Origin of the sequence: Neomoorella stamsii, assembly GCF_002995805.1 — a bacterium.
GTDB lineage: Bacteria > Bacillota > DSM-521 > Neomoorellales > Neomoorellaceae > Neomoorella > Neomoorella stamsii.
In genome coordinates, this window is sequence record NZ_PVXL01000050.1 from 90,383 (window position 1) to 106,275 (window position 15,893).

Sequence of the window (15,893 nt, forward strand, 5' to 3'; positions counted from 1 at the left end):
GAGGCTTACATGGTGACCCTTTTAAACAGAGAATGGTACCAGACCATTGCCAGGCGCCGGTCGCGCCGGCTCTACGAGGCGCGACCGGTGGCGCAGCTACCCTGGAGCAACTGGACAGACTATGCCGGGAATTCAAGCCCTTCCCCGAGGCGCGAGCGGTACTGGTGTCCGCCCCGGAGGAAGAGGTTTTCCGGGGCATTCTAAGGCATTACGGAAAGATTAAGGGCGCCCCCGCGTTCATCGCCTTTCTGGGTCGGCGGAAAGTCCTTACCAATACGAGCGGGTGGGGTACCTGGGCGAGGGCTTAATCCTGGAGGCAACCCGCCTCGGGTTGGGCACCTGCTGGGTAGGTGGCTTTTTCCGCCCGGAGGTGGCGGCTCGCTTGGTCGGAACGCGCCCCAGCGAAAAGGTGGTGGCCGTGACACCCGTAGGGTATGCCGCCGGCAGGTGGTCGGCGGAGGAAAAGCTCATGACCGGTTTCGGACGCAACCACCGGCGTAAGCCCCTGGCGGAACTGGCCACCGGGCTTGACCAATCTTACTGGCCGAACTGGGTCAAAGTAGCGCTGGAGGCGGCCCGCCTCGCCCCCTCAGCAATGAACCGGCAACCCTGGCGGTTCGAGGTGGGGAAAAACACTATTACGGTGGTCGTGGACAACCTGCACGAAACCTACAATATTCCCAAGCGCCTGGACTGCGGCATCGCCATGCTGCACCTGGAGCTGGGCGCCCTGGCCGCGGGCGTTACCGGAACCTGGGAGTTCCTGCCGCCGCTACGGGTAGCCATGTTCACCTTGTAATCGACATAAATGGGACGTGTGGGCCACCCGCTTTCTCTCCCGCGGGAGTGCCGCTTCGTTGTGGTATGGTGGCGCTTGGCGGTGGCGGTGGTGGCTGGCGGTCTCGCCCTTTTGCCGGCCGTGTGTCCCCGGACGGAGGGATCCGCACAACAGGCGTCAAGGCCGATTCGAAATCGCGTCTCAGGGCGCACCCGAAAAACTTCTTTAGGCACTCCCCTGTAAGTGGCAAGGGTAATGCGTTTAGTATGGTCTTAGACCAAGATCACGCGCGGGAGAACCAAGCGTGACGTGGACTTTAGCCCAGAGGGAAGGAGTGAGCCGTGAACGTGCTGACCTTGAACCGCACGACCCAAATCGTGCCACAAGCAGGGGAACTCGCCTTGGAAGTGGACGGGCTGGTGAAATCTTACGGAAAGGTTGTCGCGGTCTGCGGTATTAGCTTTCACGTACCAAAAGGCCAGGTTGTGGGGCTGTTAGGCCCTAATGGGGCCGGAAAAAGCACCACGATTAAGGTTTGCCTGGGGCTGACACGCCCCACCCAGGGCATTGTGCGGGTGTTCGGCAGTACGCCCGTCACCGTGGAGCCCGCCGGCGCATTCACCGCCTGGTTCCCCGACTGGTACCCGGCATATATCGCAGCTGGTGGGAACAAGCATAGATAAAAATCGTTGCATATTTCAGATCGGCTCCGAAGTATTATGTGCATGAAACCTGAAACAGCTTAAACTGGTCTCTTATTAATTTGTTGCTACCTAGGCTGAATGTCGCTTGTGAATCCGGGGGTTATGAGTATGTTTTGCGGAGCGCGCAAGACAATATGCTTGTAGATAGAGGGAGGAGAAAATGTTGGATACTAAACTAAAACATGCTTATATTCTGTCGATCTTTATCGCAGTCTTAACTTTGGTTGCATCCGCAGGGGGGCTTTTTATCAGCAATTTATACCGGGACAACTCCAACTTTATTCTGATAGGATGGTATGGAAATGACTTGGTCACACTCTATGTCGCTTTTCCGCTGTTGGTTATAACGTTGATTATGTCGATACGCGGTTCGCAGCGAGCACAACTGGTCTGGCTAGGGATGCTAGATTACACGCTTTACAATTACGCCTTTTACCTTTTCGGGGCTGCTTTAAACCGATTTTTATTGATTTATGTTGCATTGTTCACGTTGTCGATTTTTGCACTTATCTTTGGACTGGCGAACATCGATGTCAACTCAATCAGCCAGAAATTCCAGGCGAGGACGCCTGTCAAATGGGTTAGTAGTTATATGATGTTATGGGCTATTTTACTAGGGATAGCGTGGATCGGTCAATGGTTAAGTTTTGTTGTAACGGGACAGCTTCCGCAGAGTGGCTTAGACATGGATGGTTTCAAACTGGTGGCTACTCTGGATTTATCACTTGTAGTGTCCGGTCTTGTGTTGGGAGCTATCTGGCTGTGGAAGCGCCGCCATTGGGGATATGTACTGGCAGTGATGTTCAATGTCAAGGGTTTCACTTACACACTGGTTTTAACTGTCGGTTCTTTGTTGCAGGCTAATGCTGGTATGGAGGGAACCGCAGCACTGGTACCGTTATGGATTTTTCTTGGTATGGCCTGTCTGATTTCTTCCCTGATTTTATTAAGGAATATGAAAAGGGAGTAGCAAAGTGATTTTACTCGTGTGGAGGGTAAGGGTTTCATCCTGTGATACGATATATTAAGGAATGTTTAAGTTATCCTAGCCGTCTGTGCATTGGTAAGCCTGTTTGTTGCCGCACTTCGTATAACGCTGTATTCCCGCAAGGGCGCGGGAGAGAAGGGACCGGGGTGGGCCGCGCCACACTCACCCAGCCTAAGTCAGCATGACCGGGCTCGGTCAAACCTAAGATAAGAGTAATCTAAGGTTTGACCTTCACCTTAAGGCTGGGTGTCGACGGGAATCCTCAGGATGTTATACGCCATGCAATGCAGGACGCCCGCCATCCGTGGCGGGATTCCTTGGGTGCGCTTTTTGGAGTTTTTTTAGGGCGTATTTCCTTGTCAACCGCTATCTGATATATTAGCAAGCATTTGCACACCACGCTTTCGTAGGTAGTCACGTATGGTGTTGATGTCTTTTAGGTATGTTCCAATAAGGTCCAGGTACTCGTAGATTACAGATTCCCCCGGCTGAGGACAGTGGCTATTAGCTTGGGATTTAAGCCGTATAGATGTAGTACCAGTACGGAGTCGAACGCTGTAGACGTCCGCTGACCTTGGACTGTGATAAGTCTGCCGGGCGATTTCCAGAACAGAGAGGCCCCAACGTAAAATTTCCGGTGTACGCTGTATAACGCTGGTACGGCTTATTTGATTGGGGCAATGATATTCGCATTGGTCGATTGTTTTTCCGCCTACTTAAAAGATACGACACCCAACAAGAGAGATTCGAAGTTCTTAAGGAAGTTTTTACTTGCGAGCGGGCTATTTCGATGATTGTAAGTGAAATAGTAGTCTTGGAGGGGGCATCTCTACCAATGACACTGAAATTATTCAAAAACAACTGGCCGAGATGGGTTAGGTAAGGGGGTAGGCGTCCTGTCCTTACCCCCTTTTCATTATGTACGGGAATTGCGTTTCCAGCTCAAGCTTTCCGTTTTATTTAACTATAGGGGTATACTGTAGTATACTTAAATTAGTGGAATTGCGGGAAAGAGAATAGGGGAAGAGGCTGACAACGCTATTTTAGCAGGGGGGCTAAATATGGTACCCAAGCTAACGATCTGGCTGCGTATTACGCTAAAAAATACCCTTTGACTTTTACCGACGATTTTTCGCCAACTGACCCGTCCCTAACCGAGCTTTATAAGGAAGCCTGGCAAGTTGCTGCCAGAGCGGCGGCCAGCTTAAAGGGTAAGTACGGCGCCAAAAAAGTAGTGGCCAGCTAGAGGATGTTTAATCTCACTTTATGAGACAATAGTCCATAAAACGGAGAGAAAGCGGGTCGGGACCCTCACCCCGGAAGAAAGAAAAGAGATGCAGTGTCATAATGAAGTATGAGCCCGGATCCTGGAACCGGCTCGCTTCCCTGCAGCAGTACGGCCGGTCTTGCGTTAGAACCATTTTCTTAGGTATTTCTTAAGATGATCTCATATAGTTCTAATAAAAAGCGGTTATATTATAAGCTGAAAGGAGGAGATCAATATGGAAGATGTAGTTACATAAGCCTCGCCTTACCATACATCATAAAAATTAAAAGTGAGGAGATGTTAATATGAGCAAATTCAAAAAATACCTCAGCTTAACTCTAGCCGCCGCGCTGATAATGGGTTTAGGCGTGACAGGCATTGCCCTGGCCCAGGGAAACGCTTCTACCAAACCTAAGGCGAGTTTGCACCAGATTTACCTGGAAAAATTAGCCGGTGTATTGGGTATCAGCCAGGATCAGCTGGTGAGTGACTTAAAAACAGCAGGACAACAAACTGTTGATACCGCCGTTTCCGAAGGGTTAATTACCGCCGATCAGGCTCAAAAAATGAAACAGGCTATTGAACAGGGACAATTTCCCGGAATGTTTGGAGCAGGAATGTTTGGAGGAAAGGGTCATCGCCCTGGTGTTAGAGGTTTGAATAACCTGGATGCCGTTGCCTCAGCATTGGGAATAACTCCCCAGCAGCTTATGCAGGAATTTAAAAACGGCAAATCGTTACAACAGCTGGCCGCAGAAAAAGGCGTAAGTTTAGACCAGATTAAAGAAAGTATAATCAATGCCACGAAGACCAAACTGGACCAGGACGTAGCCCAGGGCAAGATAAGCCAGGAGAGGGCCAACCAGATTATAGAACGCTTACAACAGCTTGATTTGACTAAATTTCACAGCCGGGCAAAGTAAAATCTCCGGTTCTCACCTGTATAATTTTGGCAAGTAAAAGACGCCCGTACAGGGAAAGACCCGCCTCCTGTATTTAAAATAAAAGGGATAGACCTTGTAGTATTCTACGAATGGGTCTATCCCTTTTTTATAAAAACTATGGAATTACCTTTGAGTACGCGGCCCAGGTTTTAACAATCCCGGGCTCGAGGAGATGCTACTGCGCGGGCCGGGGCCTGTTAAAGGGGAAGTTGCTGCGGTGTTAGCCCTCCATAAATTGACTTCCAACGGGCGATGGTTTACTATAATAGGCGAACTACCAGGAACTTTTGGGAGGATTAAATAATGAAGGCCAGGCTCCAGCAAGACATGAAAGAAGCCTTAAAAAACCACGATAAAATCCGGTTGCAGACTATCCGTATGGTCTTAGCCAGTATCAAAAACGCCGAAATTGAAAAAATGCATCCCCTTTCGAACGAAGAAATGGCTGCCGTTATCCAGCGGGAAATAAAAATGAGAAAGGAAGCTTTAGAACAGTTCGCCCGCGGGGGACGGGAAGACCTGGTCCGGCAAACCGAAGCCGAGATCAAGGTCCTGGAAGAATACCTGCCCCAGCAGCTGAGCGATAGCGAACTAAAGGACATCATCCAGCAGACTATCAGCGAAGTAGGGGCGCAGTCGAGCAAGGAAATAGGGAAAGTAATGGCCGCCTTGATGCCCAAAATCCGCGGCCGGGCCGACGGCAAGAAAGCTAACGAAATGGTAAGGCAATTACTCGCTTAAAAGCCACCTGGCCATTACGCACCATTTAACTGCTTTGTTCAGGAACCCGTTTTTTAGCCTGCCGGTAAACGGTACCCCGGGCCAGGGCAATGTTTTCGCCGGTACTGGTAGTAACCGTCAACCGGTAGACCCCGGTGCGCCGGGTAAGGTGTTCTTCCTCGGCAGTAGCTACCAGCTTTGTTCCTACCCGGGCCGGGCTGAGGTAATTAATAGTTACCGACAGGGCTACGGCCGGGTCGCCGTGGGAGTTGCTGGCTAACCCCAAGGCCGTATCGGCCAGGGTAAAAATGGCGCCCCCGTGGCCGATGCCGTGGAAGTTGGCCATGTTTTCTGTGAGGGTCATGGCCACCCGGGCATAGCCGGGGGCCAGTTCCAGGAGTTCAATTCCCAGAGAGCGGGGAAAGGTATCAGCAGCATACCTTTCTTTGACTGCCTGGAGGGAATCCATCGAGTCGCCCTCCCCCGAAAATAGTGGTTTTTTCAAGTCGTTTCCTGGCGGCAGGCTATGATATGATAGGTCCTGCCGTCGCTGTCGCCGCGGCTCTGGTAGTCGAGGCCGTGGTCCTCTAAAAGCTTTAATAACAGGTCGGCCTGGTGGGCATCGGCGGCCTCCATGGTAATAGTCAGCTGGTCCCCCGGATTCAGGCGCGGCAGGACGTCCCGCACCCGGGCCAGGTCGTTGCTGGTAATGGCGGTACCCATCCTTAAGGCAATATCAGGCATCAAAGGGCCTCCTCCCTGATTTTTTCCTTAGTTTTGCCGGGGAGAGGGCCTTTTAATGCTTTTATTTATTCATCACAGTCAACAGCCGCACCAGGCGTTCGGCGGCGTCGGCCAGGAGGGAGGCGGCGTTTTCCAGGCAATAGGCCAAAGGCACCGGCCGGGGGACGATGCTCATAAAACCTTTAATGCCGTGGTCATAGACGGTGCTGGCGCCTTCGCCAATGGAGCCTACCAGGGCGACCACCGGGATGCCGTATTTCCCTGCTACCCGGGCGACGCCGGCGGGAACTTTACCATAGGCTGTCTGGCGGTTGATTTCTCCTTCGCCGGTGATGACCAGGTCGGCGCCTCTGGCCAGGATGCCGTCGAGGTCCACCGCTTCTATAACAAGTTCAATACCGCGGCGCAAATTAGCGTCCAGGAAGGCTGCCAGGCCGGCCCCCAGGCCGCCGGCAGCACCGGCGCCGGGTAGCTCCCGGACATCTTTCCCCAGGTCACGTTCAATGATACCCGCCAGCCTGGCCAGGGCGGCATCCAGGCGGGGGACCATCTCCGGCGTGGCGCCCTTCTGGGGACCGTAGACGGCCGACGCTCCCCGGGGACCGCACAGGGGGTTATCAACGTCGCAGGCTACCAGGATTTCCGCTTCCTTTACCCGTGGATCCAGGCCCTGGATATCAATGCGGTCCAGTTCCTCCAGCCCGGCGGCACCCGGCCCGATATCCTGCCCCTTAGCATCCAGGAGCTTCGCCCCCAGGGCCTGGGCCATGCCGGCACCGCCGTCGTTGGTGGCACTGCCGCCAATGCCCACAATCAACCGCCGGCAGCCGGCGTCCAGGGCCTGGCGGATGAGCTCACCGGTACCGTAGGTGGTGGTAAACAGGGGGTTACGCTTTTCCCGGGGTACCAGGGGCAGGCCCGAGGCCTGGGCCATTTCCACCACGGCGGTGGTACCATCCCCCAGGATACCCCAGGCGGCTCGGACCGGTTGCCCCAGGGGACCGGTGACGGTGGTGGTGATTTCCCGCCCGCCGGTGGCGGCTACCAGTGTGGTCGTTAAACCTTCACCGCCGTCGGCCATGGGCACGGTGACGGTTTCTACCTCCGGGAAAACCCGTTTGATACCTTCAGCTATAGCCGCCGCAACTGCGGGCGCGTCCAGGCTTTCTTTAAAGGAATCCGGGGCAATGACAATGCGCTTCATTTTTTTACCTCCAGTCGCTAGAACCTCCCTGTAAATATTCGCCGGGAAAATAAAAATACCTACCTTACTTCAACCTTGACACTTAAAAAAGCCCAATTTATAATGGAAGTAAATCCTTCGTTAGGTGAGGCTTCTGCATAGACAGACGCCACTGCCCGGAAACGTCGAAAGACGCCAATGGGTCAACAGGTATTACCGGCTTAAGGTTCTACCTAATGTGGCTGAGAGTTATCTCTAGCTATGCACGTGCCAAAGCTCAACGAGTGGGGGTATATAGGGCTATTTATGAACTCTATGTCTTCCCACTTGGGAAGACTATTTTATTGGTTGGGAGGTGAACCCCGTGGCGCGGGCAACGAACCTGGCCCTGACCATGATTATGGCCGCCCTTTTAATCGCCTTTGCCTACTTTGCCTACCAGGGCCACCGGGCTGTTACCCTGGCAGGAGGGACAACAGTTGTTACCAGTATCGGTATCCTTCCCTATTACGCCTTCCGGTCTTTTGTGCGGATGCTGGGCGCCTATATCCTGTCCTTTATCTTTACCCTTACTTATGGTTATAAAGCCGGGACAGACGAACGAGCCGAGCGCTGGCTCATTCCCATCCTGGATATCCTGCAGTCGGTGCCCATCCTGGGGTTCTTCCCTGCGGCCGTTTACTTTTTTGTCTCCCTTTTCCAGGGCCGCCTCCTGGGGGTTGAACTGGCATCCATCTTTCTTATCTTCACCAGCCAGGCCTGGAATATGACCTTCGGTTTCTATGAGTCCCTGACGACTGTACCCAGAGATCTCCGGGAAGCGGCTGATGCCTACCGGGTGAGGGGTTGGCGCCGTTTCCAGAAACTCTACTTACCCGCCGGTATACCCAAACTGGTATATAATAGCATCATGTCCTGGGCCGGTGGCTGGTACTTCCTTATTGCCGCAGAAATTATTGCTATCGGGCCGGTAGAGTATTCCCTGCCGGGCCTGGGGAGCTACCTCATCAGGACCACGGAGAAGGGCGAGCTGATGCATACAGTGGCCGGCCTTTTAACCCTGATCATGTTAATTACCTTTATGAATATTTTTATCTGGCGTCCCCTTTCCGCCTGGGCGGAAAACTTTAAATATGAATTTGGCAGCGGCGGTGGTAACCATATCCCGGGGGGCTGGGGCTACCGCCTCTGGTGGCAGGCGCCGGGCTTCCGGGAAATAAGGTTACTGGTGGTACAGGGAGGCGCGGCCTTGACCCTTGCTTTAGAAAGTTATGCTTCTAAACTTGAAAGGAAATTAGCAGGATGGGATTTCTGGGAGCGTTTGGTGGGGAACACCCGGCGCCTTATTTCCTGGGGCCTGGCCTTGTTGCTGGCTTACGCCCTGATGCGCGGCCTGGTGGCCCTGGGCACCCTTTTCCTGATGCCCTGGCAACCGGAGGTCTTCAGCATCCCCAGGGCTATCCTGTTTTCTTTCCTGCGTTTGCTGGCAGCATACCTGCTGTCCCTCGCCTGGACGGTACCGGTAGCCATCTGGATCGGGCACAATAAAAGGGCCTATGAAATCCTGACACCTGTGTTTGAAATACTGGCTTCAGTGCCGGCAACAGCTCTATTCCCCATTATTGTTTTTATCCTGGTAGGCCTGACGGGGGGCATGAACCTGGCGGCCGTACTGCTGGTGTTGACGGGTATGCAGTGGTACCTCCTTTTTAACCTCATCGCCGGGGTGAAAAGCATTCCCCGGGATTTAAAGGAGGCGGCGGCAGCCTTTGGCCTGAAAGGTTTCGGGTACTTGCGCCGGGTAGTCCTGCCGGCCATGGTGCCGTCCTTGATTACCGGTAGTATTACTGCCTGGGGTGGCGGCTGGAATGCCCTGATTGTTGCCGAATATGTGGTCTATGCCGGCCAGACCTATACGGCCTTTGGTATTGGCTCCTTGCTGGATACGGCTACTTATAGCAGCGGCAGCTTCCAGTTAATCTGGTCCAGTCTAATAGCCATGATGGTGACTATCGTCCTCATGAACCGTTTCTTCTGGCGGCGGCTCTATGAAGTGGCTGTCCAGCGGTTTAAAATAGAAGCCTGAAGGGGGTGGTGTCCCTGGCCTTACTGCTTGAAGTCAGTCATGTTTTTAAAACCTATACCGATGCCAACCGGTCCCTGACAGTCCTTAATGATATTTCCTTTACCATTAATAAGGGAGAATTTGTCTGCCTGGTAGGCCCGTCGGGTTCTGGTAAGAGCACCCTGCTGAGGATGGTTGTCGGCCTGGACCGGCCGTCCCGGGGGCAGATTTTTTACCGCGGCCAGGAAGTTAACGGCGTCATGGACAAAATGGCCATGGTCTTCCAGTCCTTTGCCCTGTTGCCCTGGCTGACGGTCATGGGCAACGTAGCCCTGGGCCTGGAAGCCAGAGGTATACCCCGGCCGGAAAGGGAGGCCATTGCCAATAAATATATTGATAAGGTGGGCCTGGATGGTTTTGAAGAGGCTTACCCGCGAGAGCTTTCCGGGGGCATGAAACAACGGGTAGGCATTGCCCGGGCCCTGACCATGGAACCGGAACTCCTCTGCATGGATGAACCCTTTTCCGCCCTTGACGCCTTTACGGCCCAGAACCTGCGGGAGGAACTACTGGACCTGTGGCTGGATGTAACGTTGCCCGTCAAGTCGGTCTTCATGGTGACCCACGGCATTGAGGAAGCCGTTTTTATGGCCGACCAGGTGATTGTGTTATCGAAAAGGCCGGCCCGGATACTGGCCGATGTCAGGGTAGACCTGCCCCGCCCACGCAATATGAAGGATGAAGCCTTCGCCCGGGTTACGGATAAGATATACTCCCTTTTGTTCTAAGACTTCTAAGACCGGGTACAGGCTTTGCTTTGGATGGCGCTATTGGAAAACGCTTGAATGGCATTCAAGAGGTCAAAAATTAAAAAAGGGGCCGGAACACCACCGTCCCCTTTTTAGTTTTTAGACGGATAAAAAGCCCCCTATCCACCTTAAAACCCTGATATTCTCCTTCTAGCAAAGGCAATTTACCTTTGCTCAAGGGGAATATACTTTCTTTTACCTATCACATTTTTATAGGCGGGCCTGATAATCCTGCCCCCGCTCACCAGCTCTTCCAGCAGGTGGGCACACCAGCCGGAGATTCTGGCTATGGCAAAAATTGGCGTATAAAGTTCGACGGGAATATTTAACATCTTATAAACAAAGCCAGAATAGAAGTCCACGTTGGGAGCGATAATCTTTTCGGTACCCTTTTTCGCAGCAAATAATTCCGGCGCCACCTTTTCAATGGTCAGGTAGAGGCCAAATTCTTCTTCCATGTTTTTCTCTCTGGCCAGTTCAGCAGCCTTGTTTTTCAATAAAACAGCCCGGGGATCAGACAGGGTATAAACAGCATGGCCAAGGCCATAGATCAATCCCTTTTTATCAAAGGCTTCCTTATTTAGAATTTTAGTCAGGTAATATTTAATTTCCTCCTCATCAGCCCAGTCCCTCACATTTGCCTTTATATCATCGATCATTTCCATTACCTTAATATTGGCGCCGCCGTGTTTTGGACCCTTTAAAGAACCCACCGCTGCCGCAATAACCGAATAGATATCGGTCCCCGTTGAAGAGACCACATGGACGGTAAAGGTCGAGTTGTTGCCGCCGCCGTGCTCGGCATGGAGCACCAGGGCCAGGTCCAGCAGTTCGGCTTCCAGGCGGGTGTAGTGGTTGTCAGGCCTGATCATGTACAGAAAGTTTTCGGCCGTGCTCAGGTCTTTTCGCGGCAGGTGAATATACAAACTTTGATTTTCATAAAAATGGACTTTAGCCTGGTAACCGTAGGCCACCATGATGGGGAAGCGGGCAATCAGCTCAATACTCTGCCTGACGACGTTTTTGATACTTAAATCATCCGGGTTTTTATCATAGGAATAAGAAGCTAAAACGCTCCTGGCTAATTTATTCATGATATCATTACTGGGAGCTTTTAAAATCATGTCTTCAACAAATCCATCAGGGAGGCACCGGTTTTCAGCAAGGAGATTTGTAAATTCCTCCAGCCATTGCCGGTCGGGTAATTCTCCAAAAAGCAATAGATAACAAACTTCCTCGAAACCATAGCGCCCTTCCTTCTGGAAACCTTTGACAATATCCCAGATGTCGATGCCCCGGTAGAGCAGCCGCCCCTGATCGGGGATTCTCTCGCCCTCATCGAGAATGTAGCCGTGGACTTCGCCGATCTCGGTCAGGCCCACCAGGACACCGGTACCGTCACTGTTACGCAGGCCCCGTTTGACATTATACTTCTCATATAAATCAGGCTCGATGTAGTTATTTTTTTCGGCTAACAGAGCAAGTCGATCCAGGTAGGTCAACCCATCTATTTGCATGTTAAAACATCCTTTCTACTAAACGGGTAAAGTTATTTATCCTCTTTATATTCTTCACCAAAGCTTGTTTTCCTTTTTTAGATGGAGAAAAATTAGTTGTGATGAATAAGGGATAAAAATGATGGAAGACCGCTGAGCTTGGAGGAAATTGGTAGTTTGTGTCGAATCTCTAGTTAACGTTATTAGCGGGACCGGAAACATAGCAATATGATAGCTTTTAAACACTGAAGTAGGGGCAAATATTTCTGTCCGGCCTTTGTCCCTGGTGATCCAGAGAGCAAGGAGGTAAAGAGCGGCTGCCAAAGGGCCGTCATTTAACACTCTCGCGGGACTGCCGGTCCGGCAAGCAGGCCTTTTCTGGCGAGCACTCCCAGCAGGAGGTATGTGGTTCCTTTCATGGAGAGAGGGAAATTAATACAGTACTACGAAGAACTGAAACACATCGGCTTACAAAGACTGCAAGAGAGCATGAGCCAGGCTCTGGGACTGGCAGCTCTGGTCACCTGCCCGGATGGGCAACCGCTCACCGAAATCTCCAACCTGTGCTCTTTCTGCGCCCTGCTTAATGCTAGTCCAGAAGGAAGAGCCAGGTGCGCGGCTACACGTGTTGTCTCTACCAGGGCTGCCTTGGAGGCAGGGAGAGCGGTTCGCGACACCTGCCATGCCGGGCTGGTGCACCTGGCGGTCCCTCTCCGGGTAGCGGGAGAAACGGTGGCGGTACTGGTGGGTGGCAGTGCAGCTCTGCAGCCGCTTACAGAAGAGGCAGTGGCGCAGCTGGCCCGGGAAACAGGCATTGACCGAGAGGAGCTTTTAGCGGCGGCCAGAACGGTACCCCTCTGGTCTGAAGAGCGGCTCTGGATTGCGGCGGAGATGATGGGGGCAGTAACGGAAACCGTGGCCCAGCTGCTGTACACCAGGCAGGAACTGCAGAAAAAGGCAGACGAAATCAGCGCTCTCTTTGAATTCAGCAAAACTGTTTCCGGCAGCCTGCAGGTGGCCGAAGCTGCCCGGCAGGGACTTCAAGCGGTGCTGGAATTGACTGGTGCCACCAGCGGGTCGGTGATAATGCTGGGCGAAGCGAGACCAGGGGCGGCGGATCTTGAGGTGGCGGCTACCCTGGAGCCGTACAACGAATTAAGGGTAATTCCTGCAGGGGAAATAATAGCCGCGGTTGAGCGGGAAGCTGTCGCCGCGCACTTTGACAGCCGCCCCGGAGAAAGCACGCCCGAAGAAAAGCGGCCGGCAGTTGCAGTACCTCTTACAGCTGGGGGCAAGGTAACGGGGGTACTCACCTTAGCAGGCAAGCCAGGGGGGCAGCGCTTCACTGGAGAGGAAGCCATCTTCTTGACCACCCTGGGCACCATTCTGGGGCTGGCGCTGGAAAATGCCCGGCTTTTCCGGAAGGTGCGGGAAAGGGCAGCGATGCTGGAACGGCTGATCGAAGTAGGGCAGGTGTTATCGAGCCACCTTGATGTGGACCTGGTGCTTGAATCGGCCCTGGCAAGTGTGAGGGACGTGCTGGGTGCACGGTGGTGTGCCCTGCGGGTACTTGACGAAAATACCGGCGAATTGGTGCTGAGGGCCAGCCTGGGTATGAACCAGAAGTTGCAGGCGAGGGTCGCCCGCGTCCGGCCGGAGGATAACTTGTTGGGTGAAGTGCTCCAAAAAGGGGAAGCCGTGGTAGTAGAGGACCTGGCTGCCAACGGGTCTGGTAGGCACCTGCCCTACTACGCGCTTGAGATGCGGACCATGGTTGTGGTGCCGGTGAAAGCAGGCGGAAAGATTCTGGGCACATTGAAGGTTTATTCTCCTGTACCGCGCCGCTGGTCGGAAGAGGAAGTTGAGTACCTGGGTACCGTTGCGGCTCAAGTCGGGCTGGCGCTGGAAAACGCCCGCCTTTACTCCTCCCTGCGGGAGTACTACCTGAGTACCGTACAAGCGCTGGCAGCGGCATTGGAGGCCAAGGACGTATACACGAGGGGGCATTCCATCCGGGTAGCCCAATGGGCACGCTCCTGCGCCCGTATGCTGGGACTTGGTGCAGAAGCGGAGGAACAGGTTTACATGGCCGGCCTATTACACGACCTGGGCAAAATTGGCATACAAGAGGACATTCTTCTTAAACCGGGCCCCCTCACCCCGGAAGAAAGAAAAGAGATGCAGGGTCATCCTGAAGTAGGAGCCAGGATCCTGGAACCGGCCCGGTTCCCTGCGGCGGTTATTGCAGCCGTACGGCACCATCACGAAGACTATGGGGGCGGGGGTTATCCGGCTGGCCTATCAAGAGAGGAGATCCCGCTTCTGGCGCGCATTATTCGTGTGGCGGATGCCTACGACGCCATGACCTCCGCCAGGCCTTACAGGCAGGCATTTACCCCGCAGGAGGCATATGAGGAATTGAAACGGTGTGCAGGTCGGCAGTTTGACCCCCGGGTGGTAGAGGCATTTTTACGGATTCCGCAAGAGAAAATGGAAGATATTGCTATACGGGGGGGGGGGGGCACCCTGATAGCTTTACTTGGCGAAATACTTTTTTTACTGAGGCGACCGCTTTGACCAGAGCCGGATCATATTATGGCGGGGAGGGCAACGACCGTTCGGGCTAAGCAGGCGGGATGGCTTATACTGACAGCGCCACGTGCAACCGAGGCGGTAACAAACAATAGCATACCCCCCAACGAGCTGAGTTCTTGGCGCGCTGCCAAATTGGTCAGCTATAAAAATGCGAGGTCATTTGGTAATGAGCATAGAGCAGGCTAAGGCCTTGTCTAAGTTCTGTAAAACCGTGATATATTTTCTATCAGCCCTGGGCATGGCGATTTGCCTTCATAAAGGGCGTAACCGGAAAGGATGCGGGCCCGAAAAATTTGCTGGCAAAGCTGCCTTGTACGGGGGGTATAAAGGTCGGCATTTCGGCCGGATTAGCCTACTTTCCCGAGGAAGGTGGGGACGCCCGCACTCTTCTTTCCGCTGCTGACACGCGCATGTACGCCGAGAAAGAAGCAAAGAAGGACCGTTTCTATGCGTTTGGGGGGTAGGTCCTCACATTCATCACAGAACCGGTCCATATTCGCAAATTGAACAATCTGCAGCCTTCCTGGCCCAGCAGAACATGCTGAGCAGCTTAACTACATTCGTCCTTCTGGCCTTATTATTCAAAGCTACCGGTGCAGCAGGGAGTAGTTGTCCCGAATATCACAGGCACATTCGCCACACCCATGACACCTATTCGTATGTCCTGCCTGATGCGCAGGAGGAAGCAGCTAGAGCGATAGTCAGGGCACTTAAGGGGGGCACAGGTTAGCAGCGGTTAGCAAAAACGAAATCTAAAACCTGAAAACCTTGATACCAGGACATTTTTAGCGGGTAATGAATTCTGTTCTAAGATCTGGTATAATATGATAAAATAGTGGTACCTGAAGATGGTATCCAATAGGGGGTCATAGCCACGGTGGACACTGGGCCTTTACCCCAGGTAGGTATAGGGATGGTCATTGGCCTGCTCGAAATGCTGGAGGATGTCCGGGGGAGGGAAGATATCTTTAAACTGGCCAGCAGTCTTTCGATGGAACTGGATGATATCGGACCGGTCATAGAGGCAGCTAAGGTGCTGGGCTTTATTGAAACTACCAATGGCGATATTACCCTGACCGGTTTGGGCACCCAGCTGCTCAATGCTGACATCAACGAACGGAAAGATATAATTGCCGGCCGGTTACGGCAGTTACCGGTTTTTAAAGAGGTCTTGCAGCTAATTAATTCCAGGCGTGGCCGGCAGGTGCGGCGGGCTCAAGTTATCAGCCGCTTTGCCCGCCGGATGTCTGATGAGGATGCCGAACTCCTGTTTAAAACCGTCGTCGACTGGGGCCGCTTTGCCGAGATTATCGGCTATGATACCAAGGGAGAAGTTTTATACCTGGATAAGGGAGAATAAAGATTATTCAGCTGGCCCTTGACAAACAGGTCAGGGGCCAGTATAATTAACAGTGCCGTGGGGCTATAGCTCAGTTGGGAGAGCGCTTGAATGGCATTCAAGAGGTCAGGGGTTCGACTCCCCTTAGCTCCACCAGAAAAGAAAAAGTGCCGCAGAGTGATGCGGCATTTTTTATTTTTGCCACCTGATTAACATTACCGGATTTGACGTTTTTGGGTGCGGTATGGTGGTAGTGAGCAA

14 protein-coding genes, 1 tRNA gene and 1 riboswitch are annotated in these 15,893 nt (G+C 53.0%); of the genes, 11 read left to right on the plus strand and 4 right to left on the minus strand.

All coding sequences use genetic code 11. From position 1 onward, the window contains the following. Nucleotides 1–12 precede the first annotated feature (12 nt). The 6 genes from MOST_RS17675 to MOST_RS11615 all read left to right on the plus strand — a co-directional run bounded on the left by MOST_RS17675 (nt 13) and on the right by MOST_RS11615 (nt 5,422). Nucleotides 13–204 (plus strand): hypothetical protein, encoded by a 192-nt coding sequence (locus tag MOST_RS17675; RefSeq protein WP_208974818.1) that lies wholly within the window; start codon nt 13–15, stop codon nt 202–204. A 79-nt stretch (nt 205–283) separates the two neighbouring features. Next, the gene (locus MOST_RS11590) at nt 284–799 is read left to right on the plus strand and encodes a nitroreductase family protein (RefSeq protein WP_244266986.1); all 516 of its coding nucleotides are present in this window, start codon (nt 284–286) and stop codon (nt 797–799) included. Nucleotides 800–1,119: 320 nt separating this feature from the next. After that, a complete protein-coding gene (locus MOST_RS11595) occupies nt 1,120–1,461 on the plus strand; it encodes an ATP-binding cassette domain-containing protein (protein WP_054936125.1) in 342 nt (113 codons plus the stop codon). A 184-nt stretch (nt 1,462–1,645) separates the two neighbouring features. Further along, nucleotides 1,646–2,452 carry a hypothetical protein gene (locus tag MOST_RS11600; RefSeq protein ID WP_129588687.1) on the plus strand — a complete coding sequence of 269 codons (807 nt, stop codon included), beginning with the start codon at nt 1,646–1,648 and terminating at the stop codon, nt 2,450–2,452. 1,590 nt (nt 2,453–4,042) lie between these two features. Then, complete coding sequence (locus MOST_RS11610; RefSeq protein ID WP_054936123.1) at nt 4,043–4,660, plus strand: hypothetical protein; 618 nt, start codon at nt 4,043–4,045, stop codon at nt 4,658–4,660. 324 nt (nt 4,661–4,984) lie between these two features. Next, on the plus strand, nt 4,985–5,422 hold the full coding sequence (locus tag MOST_RS11615; RefSeq protein WP_054936122.1) for a GatB/YqeY domain-containing protein: 438 nt from the start codon (nt 4,985–4,987) through the stop codon (nt 5,420–5,422). Nucleotides 5,423–5,447: 25 nt separating this feature from the next. Here the strand turns inward: MOST_RS11615 and paaI are convergent, their stop codons facing one another. The 3 genes from paaI to MOST_RS11630 form a co-directional block, all read right to left on the minus strand. Beyond that, a complete protein-coding gene (gene paaI / locus MOST_RS11620) occupies nt 5,448–5,870 on the minus strand; it encodes a hydroxyphenylacetyl-CoA thioesterase PaaI (protein ID WP_054936121.1) in 423 nt (140 codons plus the stop codon). Between the two features lie 32 nt (nt 5,871–5,902). Beyond that, nucleotides 5,903–6,145, minus strand: a complete 243-nt coding sequence (locus tag MOST_RS11625) for a hypothetical protein (protein ID WP_054936120.1) — start codon at nt 6,143–6,145, stop codon at nt 5,903–5,905. Nucleotides 6,146–6,206: 61 nt separating this feature from the next. Beyond that, nucleotides 6,207–7,349 (minus strand): glycerate kinase, encoded by a 1,143-nt coding sequence (locus MOST_RS11630; RefSeq protein WP_054936119.1) that lies wholly within the window; start codon nt 7,347–7,349, stop codon nt 6,207–6,209. Between the two features lie 109 nt (nt 7,350–7,458). Beyond that, nucleotides 7,459–7,624: riboswitch (M-box (ykoK) riboswitch) on the plus strand. 68 nt (nt 7,625–7,692) lie between these two features. On the opposite strand from MOST_RS11630, the gene MOST_RS11635 reads away from it, so the two are divergent. Next, the gene (locus tag MOST_RS11635) at nt 7,693–9,414 is read left to right on the plus strand and encodes an ABC transporter permease (RefSeq protein WP_054936118.1); all 1,722 of its coding nucleotides are present in this window, start codon (nt 7,693–7,695) and stop codon (nt 9,412–9,414) included. A gap of 8 nt (nt 9,415–9,422) precedes the next feature. Continuing rightward, nucleotides 9,423–10,181, plus strand: a complete 759-nt coding sequence (locus tag MOST_RS11640; protein ID WP_054936117.1) for an ABC transporter ATP-binding protein — start codon at nt 9,423–9,425, stop codon at nt 10,179–10,181. Nucleotides 10,182–10,366: 185 nt separating this feature from the next. Here MOST_RS11640 and MOST_RS11645 read toward each other — a convergent pair whose 3' ends face one another. Next, nucleotides 10,367–11,719 carry a citrate/2-methylcitrate synthase gene (locus tag MOST_RS11645; protein WP_054936116.1) on the minus strand — a complete coding sequence of 451 codons (1,353 nt, stop codon included), beginning with the start codon at nt 11,717–11,719 and terminating at the stop codon, nt 10,367–10,369. 396 nt (nt 11,720–12,115) lie between these two features. Here MOST_RS11645 and MOST_RS11650 point away from each other — a divergent pair, with 396 nt between their 5' ends. From MOST_RS11650 to MOST_RS11665, 3 genes are all read left to right on the plus strand, one after another. Then, the gene (locus MOST_RS11650) at nt 12,116–14,275 is read left to right on the plus strand and encodes an HD domain-containing phosphohydrolase (protein ID WP_106007160.1); all 2,160 of its coding nucleotides are present in this window, start codon (nt 12,116–12,118) and stop codon (nt 14,273–14,275) included. A gap of 895 nt (nt 14,276–15,170) precedes the next feature. Beyond that, the gene (locus MOST_RS11660) at nt 15,171–15,653 is read left to right on the plus strand and encodes an AAA-associated domain-containing protein (RefSeq protein ID WP_054936421.1); all 483 of its coding nucleotides are present in this window, start codon (nt 15,171–15,173) and stop codon (nt 15,651–15,653) included. Nucleotides 15,654–15,712: 59 nt separating this feature from the next. Next, a tRNA-Ala gene (locus MOST_RS11665) sits at nt 15,713–15,788 on the plus strand. Nucleotides 15,789–15,893 lie beyond the last annotated feature (105 nt).